Here is a 9,607-nt window from a genome sequence, read left to right on the forward strand (position 1 = left end):
CCAATTACCAATTACCAATTACCAATTACCAATTACCAATTACCAATTACCAACTAACAACTAACAACTAACAACTAACAACTAACAACTAACAACTAACAATTACAAAAAGTTATTCAGTTGGCGGCTCATTTGATATTAAAGGCACGGGCATTACTAGGACTTTATCAACTCGGTTGCCGTCCATATCTACAACTTCAAGCCGTAATCCATTCCATTCAAAATGCTCCGCCGCAGCAGGAATACGCCCTAAATTTGTAATCACAAAACCGCCCATTGTATGATAACTTCCTCTCTGATCTGAGGACAATTCCTCAAGGTCAAAAAGCTCAAAAAACTCTTCTACAGGTAACATTCCATCCAATAGCCAAGAACCATCTTCTCGTTGTACAGCTTGGGGTTCATCTTCATTTTCCACAGAGGGAATGTCGCCGACAAGTTCAACTAAAATATCATTGAGCGTGACCAATCCTTGAATCACACCGTATTCATCAACCACTAAGGCAATGTGATTTGTAAACTGCTTGAAAAGTTCTAACACTTTTAACCCGCGCGTACTTTCGGGTACAAATAGGGGTCGCCTCAATTGTGCTGTTAAGTCAAGAGCTTGACCGGCTAAACTGCGGGATAATAAATCAGTAACGTGAATTACACCAATCACATTATCAAGACCGCCTTGACAAACTGGAAAGCGGGAATGGGCACTATCGAGCATTTTTTGACGGTTTTCTTCTGCTGAGTCCTCTAAATCTAGCCAAACAATATCTGGTCTAGGGGTCATTAGGGCGCTGACTCTGCGATCGCCTAAGCGAAATACTCTCTGAACCATATCTTGTTCTGCTTCTTCAAAGGTTCCTGCTTCAGTACCTTGCTCGATTAAAACCTTGATTTCTTCTTCGGTAACTTGTGGTTCTGTAGAGGGTGTAATCCCTAACAGCCTTAGTACCAAATCAGTTGAGTAGCTTAACAAGCTAACAGCGGGGGAGCCAATTTTTGAAAGCATCCGCATGGGAATGGCAACTAATGCGGCGATCGGTTCTGGGTTGTTCAAAGCTAGTCGCTTTGGGACTAATTCGCCAATAATCAGGGTTAGATAGGTGATCAGCAAAATTGAGATCACTGTAGCGATCGGCTGACTGTAGGGCGCAAGTAAGGGTATCTGATGGAAAATCGGCTCTACTCTCTTAGAGAAAGTGGTTTCACCAAAAGCACCGGAAACGATCGCCAGTAGCGTGATCCCAATTTGAACAGTCGGCAAAAACTGATTCGGGGCATTAGCCAGATCCAGCGCCACGCGGGCCTTCTTCGAGCCAGAATTAGCCATCTGTTGCAGTCGCACCTTCCGTACCGAGACGATGGCCATCTCTGACATCACGAACAGTCCATTGAGGGCGATCAGTAGCAGAACAATCAGAATGTCGATAGTTGAGGACATTTGTCAAATTATCTATGTTATGGTCGAGGCGCGTGGGACGGTTATAGTCGGGGAAATTTGGTTAGAGATATAGCTTAACCGGTCAAATTGACGGCATTTCACCCTTTCCATGCTCCCAGAGGAGTCTTTGTTAATCAAAGTTCTCTAGATATAGAGAAGGTAGCACCTTCTGTTGAACAGAAATGTATCATTAGTTCAGTTGCTCTCTTCGCAGCCTTATAAAATGAACCGTATTGTTATCATCCAAAATTGTAAAGTTTTTTTTCGGTGGCAGCGCATATAGCCAAACCGTGCTTTTATTCTCGCCTGTAGGAGCGATCGCGATGGGGAGGTTGGCGAAGTGAATCAAAAGTGCGATCGCTTACTGTTGAAAGTATTGCACTGGTGAGTAGTTATAGGAGGTGCGATCGCTATTTATTTTGAGGAGGCGTATTCTGCAATTTAAAATGTTTGTGGAAGTGAGTTTGAAAGAAGATATTGCTGAATACAATTTGGTCAAAGGAACTCCAGCAATTATACTAGATTATTGCCCTAGACCGCCAGGAGAGGAAGATGGATACGTTTTAGAGGTATTGAATGAGCTTCATTGAAAAACCAGAAAACCTTTATACTCTTTCACCTATACTAAGGCAGTATATCAAAGGATTGTAACTTAAATCTAAAATCGCTCTGTGCTATCATAGACTATAAAACTTATTTAGTCGAGTTATATGACCACAATAACCACAGTCACAACTGCCTCCAAACTCGCTGATTACTACATCTGGTTCGCCAATGACGTAGGCTCTTATCTCAGTAACCAAAAGTTACAAAAACTATTGTATTATGCCCAAGCATGGTATCTAGCCTTTGAAGATACACCCCTTTTTGATGAGGATTTTCAAGCTTGGGTACATGGCCCAACTATCCCAGCTTTATTTTATGAATATAAAGAACAATTTGGGTTTATGCCAATTCTGAAAGAAGTCGAAAAACCAGAGTTTCCAGAAGAAGTACAAAAGTTTTTAGACGACTTATCTGACGATTATTTCTTTCGGGACGCTTATGAGTTAGAATTGATGGTACGCCGCGAAGATCCTTGGATTAAAGCGAGAGGTGATTTGCCAAGAGATGAACCTTGTCATGCTATTATTACAAAAGACTTAATAAGAGAATTTTACAAAACCCGTGTCATCGAAGAAGAATAGAAAAAGACAAGATACAGATGTTCGCCGTCAGCCATCTTCAGCACCAAGAGAGGTTGTCAAGGTAAAAATACCGGAAGGAATTAGTTTTTCTTTACTGTATTATCAGGATGACAAAGATAAATTTTCAATTAGGGGTAGAGATGCTAAATATCTAGCATCTCTCTTGACAAGGCTGCGCGATTTATCACAATTGAAAGCACAAGAAATCATCAATAATCAGAGTAAAAGTCTGCGGTGTCATGGAATAGTATGGCAAGATACAACCGAACCTAATGGCTTTGGTCTTCCTAATGAAGATCAGCTTGTAAATATGCCCTACCAGTTTCAAATATCTGCTAATGAATACGGCAGAGTACATGGCTTTTTTAGTGAAAATATTTTTTATATTGTCTGGCTAGATCCAGACCACAATCTTTACAGTTAAAATTATCATAATTTTAGACAATTTTTTACCGCTGAGACAATTGCGTTAGATAAAAACGCGATCGCACTCCCTCGCTGAACCAAAGCGATCGCGCAAAATTTCTCTCCAAGACATTCAAAATGGCATATCGATCATGTCCCCAAAAGGTCGGGGTTCATCCATTGGCGTTCTTGCAGGTTTTGACTCATAGCGATCGATCCATTTTTTAGCAAGTTCCAACGCCTCCTCCTCAGTTTTGGCATTTTGGACAGCGACGTGGTGGTTGCCGTTGGCATCCCAAGTCTCAACGTAAAATACTTTCTGGGACTGAATAATCCAACCTTTGTACGTTTCTGCCGGTTCCATAGTTGCAATCTGAAAAAAATTTCGCTTGCGGTTTGCTTGCGGGGCTGATTTTTAAAGATCGCCCTCTCTAAAGATGAATTTTACGGCGGTTTGTATAGTATTTTTGGAAAAAAGTAAGTTTAATGGTCAACCAAATGATAAAACTCCTCCACGAAGTCTTCAAATGCAAGAAATACGTCCAGCGGCTGATGCTAGCGATCGCACTCTTTGTTATTGCTACTCAGATGTTAACATTACCCGCGCAGGCGACTGGCGTTTACGAAATTCCCAATCTATCACCAGGCGATCGCACTTGGGTGATCGACAAAGGCGAAATCCTCAGCCGGATCAGCGAAGGTAATATCAGTAGCGTCCTCGATAATCTCGAAAAGGAGACTGGCAAAGAAGTCAGATTCGTTACCATCCACCGCTTCGACTACGGCGAAACCGCCGCTAGTTTCGCCGAGAAACTGTTTCAAAAATGGTTTCCCACCCCAGAAGCCCAAGCTAATCAAATTGTACTCGTCCTCGATACAGTCACCAATAACACTGCAATTCGTACAGGGGAAGGTGTTAAATCCCTCCTCAGCGATGACATTGCTAAAAGTGTAGCTGACGAAACTGTGCAAGTACCGCTACGACAAGGTAACAAATACAATGAGGCATTTTTAGCAGCAGGCGATCGCATTGCAGCAGTAATCTCCGGTCAACCCGATCCCGGCCCTCCTCAAGTTGTCGATAACGTTCAGGTTGAAGGCACATTCAAAAGAGCAGAAGAAACTGATACTGGTAATGCCACTCTCATTGTAGTTGTACTGTTGGTACTGGCAACAGTAATTCCAATGGTGACATACTTCTGGTATCAAGGTTTTAACTAATCTTGAATATACTCTTTACCATTTAATAAAGCCATTTCTGCCCGTACAAACTCCCGCCCTAGATAAGCTGCGTGATCTAATTGTGTCACCGGACTGGGGCGGGTTTCTTCAAAGATTTTAACGCAAAGTTCCTTAGCAGTTCTACCAGTAAAAATGGTGGCTTCAGTACGTTCCACCTTACCGCGTGCAGGGATGGGTTTGCCTGTTTCTGGATCGACAGCGAGGCCGCGATCGTCGATAATATTGGTAAAATGTTTGGCACAAATTAAGCCAGCTTCACAGTCGAGATAGATGATGAAGTAGCCGCCTGGGTCGAGGTCGATGTGGCGTTTGGAAAGCTTGTCATCAATTGCAGTCAGATTTTCCAAGGTTAGACTCATAGTTTAAGACAGAGAGCGATCGTATTGCTGAACAATAGCTGTAGTTTTTTTCACTATTTCTAGTTTATCTGGTTATGGGGCTTGTTTGGGAGATTAGTCAAGAGAGATCGCGCATTTGTATTGTTGGCTGCAAGAAAATACCTACGATTCGCTGAACTTTTCTTTTTCTTATAGTCCGCGTAGGCGGACTTTGTTTGTATAGCCGCGATTTCTAATCGCCAGATATTCAATTAGACCTTTTATTATTTGGCGGTTTAAACCGCTACTACACAAACAAAGTCCGCCTGCGCGGACTAAAGAATAAAGGGGTATTTAAGCCGGATTTGGTATAATTGTATCGTTCAATAGTTTGTCTCAAGGCTGAAATGAAATTTATAGATTTATTTGCGGGTATTGGAGGTTTTAGACAAGGTTTTGAAAATGCAGGTTTTGAATGCGTTTTCTCCTGTGAAGTAGATAAACACTGCCGAGAAGTTTACAGCAATAATTTTAATGAGGTTCCTTTTGGTGATATTAAAGATGTCAATCCCCATGAAATAGAAGATTTTGATGTTTTAGTGGCCGGATTTCCTTGTCAACCTTTTAGTATTTGTGGCAAAAAGTTAGGATTTGAAGATACTAGAGGTACTTTATTTTTCGATATTTGTCAAATTATCAAAGTTAAGCAGCCTAAAGTTGTTGTTCTAGAAAATGTTAAACACTTAATCCATCACGATGGCGGCAATACTTTAAAGGTAATTCTTGCTAGTCTGCGAGATTTGGGATACAATGTGGACTATAAAATTCTGAATGCTAAAAACTTTGGAATTCCGCAACATCGAGAAAGGATATTTATTATCGGGACTAAGGGTAAAGAGTTTAAATTTTCTAAGTTGAAGAGTAAATTTCCGCCCAAACTTCGAGATTTTCTAGATGTAGAGGGTGATTTTGAAATCTTGGATACATCAGAGTACACTTTAATTGATTGTCCGCGAAAGCAAATATCTGGTTTGTTATTTGTGGGTTACAGAAATAAGGGAACTTGGAAAACTGGCGTGAGGCCAAATACAGAACATTTATCGAGAGTTCATCGGCAACCTAATCGGATTTATTCGGTAGATGGGGTGCATCCGACTATACCATCGCAAGAAACTTCTGGGAGATTTTTTATCTATATTCCTGAGAAAGAGATGGTGAGGAAGATGACGCTTAAGGAATGTTATCGGGTAATGGGTTTTCCTGAAGATTTTAAAATTTATCCAAGTGTTGGGGAAAGTTATAAGCAGATTGGTAACTCGGTTTGCGTACCTGTGGTGGAAGCTATTGCTAAGGAAATATTAAACCAAAATTTGTTGTCAAATGAGCCAAATGGAACGCTTATAAAAACTGAAGAATATAGACAGCTTGTTTTTTTCAATAGTTAGATAATTTTAGGACTTACACAGGTCGTCCCAGAAACTGGGTTTTTGAGAGAATCTGTGGATCAAAACTAAGTATTGTCGTCAAAAAAACCGGTTTATGAGGTTGGGTGTGTAAGTCCTGAATTTATTAAATCTCAAGATAGGGGAATCATTCTCAATATAAATTATATTACAGCAAAAACTTGACGGATAAAAACAATCATGCTAATTTGATATTAGATGCCGGCATCATCAGCAAAAAATATCAGCAACGGGCGCTTGTTAAGCCCGATAGTCTTGTGAACTCTAAATCAAATAGCTTCAGTCTCGGTGAAATTGTAATCGGGACTGTGTTTAAGCTGGAACCCGAAGGCGCTTTGATTGACCTCGGTTCTGACATAGCTGCTTATATTCCGCTGCGGGAGATGTCAATAGTTGAAGTGGAATCCCCAGAGCAGGTTTTGCAGCTAAATGAAACTCGTCAATTTTTGGTTGTACATGACTATGACCAAGGGGGAAATACAATGCTTTCCCTATCTATCCGAGGTCTTGAGTGGCGGGTAGCTTGGGAACGATTGCGGCAAATGCAAGCAGAAAATGTCACAGTTTATGCCACAGTTTATGCTACCAATGTTCATGCTACCCATCGCAGCGGAGCACTGGTAAATATTGAAGGCTTACGCGGCTTGATTCCCAGCTCTTATATCAGTATCCGCAAACCGATAGAAGATTTGGTGGGAGAAGAACTTCCTCTCAAGTTTCTAGAAGTAAATGAAGATCGCGATACCCTGGTATTAAGTCACCGCCGTGCTTTGCTTGAACCCAAGATCAAAGAGCTGAAAGTGGGTGATGTTGTTGTCGGTTGGATACGTGCACGTAAACCCTACGGCGCATTTGTCGATATCGGAGCTATTGTGGCTTTGCTACACATTTCTGAAATTTCCCATGCTCCCTTTGATGATGCTCACAGCGTTTTCCAGGTGAATGACGAAGTGAAGGCAATGATCGTGGATGTGGATGCTCTCAGAGGTCGAGTTTCACTCTCAACTAAGCAACTAGAACCCGAACCGGGCGATATGTTGAAAAATCCTCAGTTGGTTTATGAAAAAGCTGAGGAAATGGCGGCTAAATATCGCCAGCAGATGCAAGAAAGGCAGATGGATTCTGTCTGAAAGAGTTGAGATGAAGGGAAAAGCGATCGCGCTTTGATAAGGGTGCGATCGCTTTTTAAGACTTCCATACAATTTGAGACTGCATCAGGCAAAGGTAGGACTTACACAGGTCGTCCCAGAAACCGGGTTTTTGAGACGACCTGTGGGTCAAAACGAAGTATTTTCGTCAAAAAACCCGGTTTCTTTGGTTGTGCGTAAGTCCTGAAAGGCTCAAATTTTGATGTACTTCATAAAATTTGATTTATGGGGTATTATATCGAAATTTTTCGTATAATATAGTTATATTTCTTTAGCATTCAACGTGCCAATACCAACAAGTGGAGAAAACAGATGTGGGATGAAAGATACAGTGCAGAAGAGTACGTATATGGCACAAGCCCGAACAATTTTTTGGAAGCGAACTTCAGCAGTATTCCCAAAGGTAAAGTTCTAAGCTTGGCTGAAGGAGAAGGGCGGAATGCTGTTTTCCTGGCGAAACAGGGTTATTCTGTAACTGCTGTAGATGCGTCTCTAGTTGGTTTGAATAAGGCTAGAAAGTTGGCAGAAGATAATGGGGTTGTTATTGAGTTTATTCAGGCCGATCTAGCAGATTATGATTTAGGCGAAAATCAATGGGATGGAATTGTATCTATATTTTGTCCATTGCCTTCTTCAGTCAGAAAACAACTTCATAAAAAAGTTGTAGCCGGGTTAAAGCCAAACGGTGTTTTTCTGATTGAGGCTTATACGCCCGATCAGTTGAAGCATGGTACTGGCGGCGGAAATTCAGTAGATGTGATGCAATCTAAAGAATCTTTGAGCATTGAGTTAGCTGGCTTAAAGTTTCAGCATCTAATTGAACTTGAGCGTGATATAATAGAAGGCATTTATCATACTGGCATTGGAGCAGTTGTTCAGGCGATCGCATCAAAAGAAATATAACAACGGGAGTCAATTCAAGATATTACTAATATAAATCAATTACTTTTGATTGTTGTTGATATGGAACAGGAGGAAATTTTACAATGGATAAATTAGAAAAATATCGTAATTCTATTAAAAAGATATTGACAGAATATCAGGAATGGGTTTCTGGTTCAGCGAATTTATATCAAGAGAGTTGTCTGGTTTTTGATGAAATACACGATCAATATTTTTGGCTATTTATGGGTTGGGAAGGAAAGAAAAAATTTAGAAATATTCAAGTTCATATTCGCATTAAAAATGAGAAGATTTACATTGAGGAAGATTGGACAGAGGAAGGTATTGCTAATGAATTATTAAGGGAAGGTGTACCGAAAGAGGATATTGTTTTAGCTTTTTACGATCCTGAAACTCGTAAATTAACTGAGTTTGCTGTTGCTTAAATCGGATCAAAAGAAATATAACAACCGTAGAATTACCTAAATTTATAATTTCAACTATGAACTACCGAGATTACATCACGATTGAACCCAATAAACGCAGTGGTAAGCCTTGCGTGCGAGGTTTGCGGATTACAGTTTATGAAGTGCTTGAGTACCTAGCTTCTGATATGACAGAAGCAGAGATACTTGAAGATTTTCCCGATCTAACACGGGAAGATTTAAAAGCCTGCATCGCATACGCGGCTGACCGTGAGCGTCGGTTTATGAGTGCGCCAATATCCGCATGAAATTACTCTTTGATGAAAATCTATCTCCCAATATGAACCAAAGTGTACAACTGTCAATTTTTAAAAAACGTTGTCACGAGTACCATACCTGCCTTATATTTGCCACTATGGGGCTTGAAAATATTGCTGACACATTTAGACAGTCCATTGTTGAAGACGAAGATCCAGACTTATTTCTTGTATCTGGAAATCCTAATGAAAATAAACCTCATTCTCAGATAAAGCTTAAAAAAGCATTAATGTATTCTCAAAGAGATGGTAGGTTTTCAGATACTCTTTCCAAGTCAATGATCGTTGCTATCTATACAGAATGGGATGAAGTTTTCAGACAAAGGATTGCTGCTGAATTAGAATCTGAGGCTAAGAATGTGATGTGCGATTTGATGGGTGATTTACGTTTTGTTCGCCACTGGATTGTTCATAACAAGTCAACCGTTGATAAAAACCACACTAAAATCAAGGTTCTTCCCTGGCATCTTCATCAAGGACAAGAGCTTAAAGTTTCAAGCCAAATGTTTTCAGATATCATTAACTGTGTTAACTTTATGAGTGTCAAAATCAGGATTTAATGAATTTGAGCTTTCAGCTTACTAATTGTAGTTAGATTGTGATACTTTAAGTTGAGTTGGGGGTATCGCTTACCGCTCAATTTATGGGTCTTGGCAACTTTTGGTGATCGGAACCAATGGCGTATGGCGATCGCTGTTTTTTCAAACTACTTCTAGGGAGAGAAAAACCATTTACATCTTGATTAAAAAGCGGCGACTTAATAAATCGATACTAGCGCGACCATAC

General features: G+C 40.4%; 13 protein-coding genes. 10 read left to right on the forward strand and 3 right to left on the reverse strand.

The window, feature by feature from the left end; all coding sequences use genetic code 11:
- Positions 1-112 precede the first annotated feature (112 nt).
- Positions 113-1,435, reverse strand: coding sequence for a hemolysin family protein (locus PN499_RS02650; protein WP_272030137.1), 1,323 nt, complete (start codon positions 1,433-1,435; stop codon positions 113-115).
- Between the two features lie 446 nt (positions 1,436-1,881).
- Here PN499_RS02650 and PN499_RS02655 point away from each other — a divergent pair, with 446 nt between their 5' ends.
- The 3 genes from PN499_RS02655 (at position 1,882) to PN499_RS02665 (ending at position 3,046) form a co-directional block, all read left to right on the forward strand.
- Positions 1,882-2,025 (forward strand): hypothetical protein, encoded by a 144-nt coding sequence (locus PN499_RS02655; protein ID WP_272030138.1) that lies wholly within the window; start codon positions 1,882-1,884, stop codon positions 2,023-2,025.
- Between the two features lie 120 nt (positions 2,026-2,145).
- Positions 2,146-2,622 (forward strand): Panacea domain-containing protein, encoded by a 477-nt coding sequence (locus tag PN499_RS02660; RefSeq protein ID WP_272030139.1) that lies wholly within the window; start codon positions 2,146-2,148, stop codon positions 2,620-2,622.
- Entirely contained in the window at positions 2,603-3,046 is a 444-nt protein-coding gene (locus PN499_RS02665; protein WP_272030140.1) for a hypothetical protein, read from the forward strand. Before PN499_RS02660 ends, PN499_RS02665 begins: the two co-directional genes overlap by 20 nt.
- A 114-nt stretch (positions 3,047-3,160) precedes the next feature.
- Here the strand turns inward: PN499_RS02665 and PN499_RS02670 are convergent, their stop codons facing one another.
- Positions 3,161-3,391 carry a hypothetical protein gene (locus PN499_RS02670; protein WP_007358047.1) on the reverse strand — a complete coding sequence of 77 codons (231 nt, stop codon included), beginning with the start codon at positions 3,389-3,391 and terminating at the stop codon, positions 3,161-3,163.
- Between the two features lie 134 nt (positions 3,392-3,525).
- Between PN499_RS02670 and psb32 the strand changes: the two genes are divergently transcribed.
- Positions 3,526-4,248, forward strand: coding sequence for a photosystem II repair protein Psb32 (psb32, locus tag PN499_RS02675; RefSeq protein WP_272030142.1), 723 nt, complete (start codon positions 3,526-3,528; stop codon positions 4,246-4,248).
- Here psb32 and PN499_RS02680 read toward each other — a convergent pair.
- Positions 4,245-4,628 carry a DUF4346 domain-containing protein gene (locus PN499_RS02680; RefSeq protein ID WP_272030144.1) on the reverse strand — a complete coding sequence of 128 codons (384 nt, stop codon included), beginning with the start codon at positions 4,626-4,628 and terminating at the stop codon, positions 4,245-4,247. The genes psb32 and PN499_RS02680 overlap by 4 nt on opposite strands.
- A gap of 365 nt (positions 4,629-4,993) precedes the next feature.
- Here PN499_RS02680 and dcm point away from each other — a divergent pair, with 365 nt between their 5' ends.
- The 6 genes from dcm to PN499_RS02710 all read left to right on the forward strand — a co-directional run bounded on the left by dcm (position 4,994) and on the right by PN499_RS02710 (position 9,381).
- Positions 4,994-6,031 carry a DNA (cytosine-5-)-methyltransferase gene (gene dcm, locus PN499_RS02685; protein ID WP_272030145.1) on the forward strand — a complete coding sequence of 346 codons (1,038 nt, stop codon included), beginning with the start codon at positions 4,994-4,996 and terminating at the stop codon, positions 6,029-6,031.
- Between the two features lie 179 nt (positions 6,032-6,210).
- Positions 6,211-7,179: a S1 RNA-binding domain-containing protein gene (locus tag PN499_RS02690; RefSeq protein ID WP_272030146.1), complete on the forward strand. Its 969-nt coding sequence runs from the start codon at positions 6,211-6,213 to the stop codon at positions 7,177-7,179.
- Positions 7,180-7,509: 330 nt separating this feature from the next.
- Complete coding sequence (locus PN499_RS02695) at positions 7,510-8,100, forward strand: class I SAM-dependent methyltransferase (protein WP_272030147.1); 591 nt, start codon at positions 7,510-7,512, stop codon at positions 8,098-8,100.
- Positions 8,101-8,183: 83 nt separating this feature from the next.
- Positions 8,184-8,525: a XisI protein gene (locus PN499_RS02700; protein ID WP_272030148.1), complete on the forward strand. Its 342-nt coding sequence runs from the start codon at positions 8,184-8,186 to the stop codon at positions 8,523-8,525.
- 56 nt (positions 8,526-8,581) lie between these two features.
- Positions 8,582-8,812 (forward strand): DUF433 domain-containing protein, encoded by a 231-nt coding sequence (locus tag PN499_RS02705; RefSeq protein ID WP_272030150.1) that lies wholly within the window; start codon positions 8,582-8,584, stop codon positions 8,810-8,812.
- On the forward strand, positions 8,809-9,381 hold the full coding sequence (locus PN499_RS02710; RefSeq protein WP_272030151.1) for a hypothetical protein: 573 nt from the start codon (positions 8,809-8,811) through the stop codon (positions 9,379-9,381). The genes PN499_RS02705 and PN499_RS02710 overlap by 4 nt, the downstream gene beginning before the upstream one ends.
- Positions 9,382-9,607: the final 226 nt, after the last annotated feature.

Origin of the sequence: Kamptonema animale CS-326, from assembly GCF_028330895.1 — a bacterium.
Classification (GTDB): domain Bacteria; phylum Cyanobacteriota; class Cyanobacteriia; order Cyanobacteriales; family Microcoleaceae; genus Kamptonema; species Kamptonema formosum.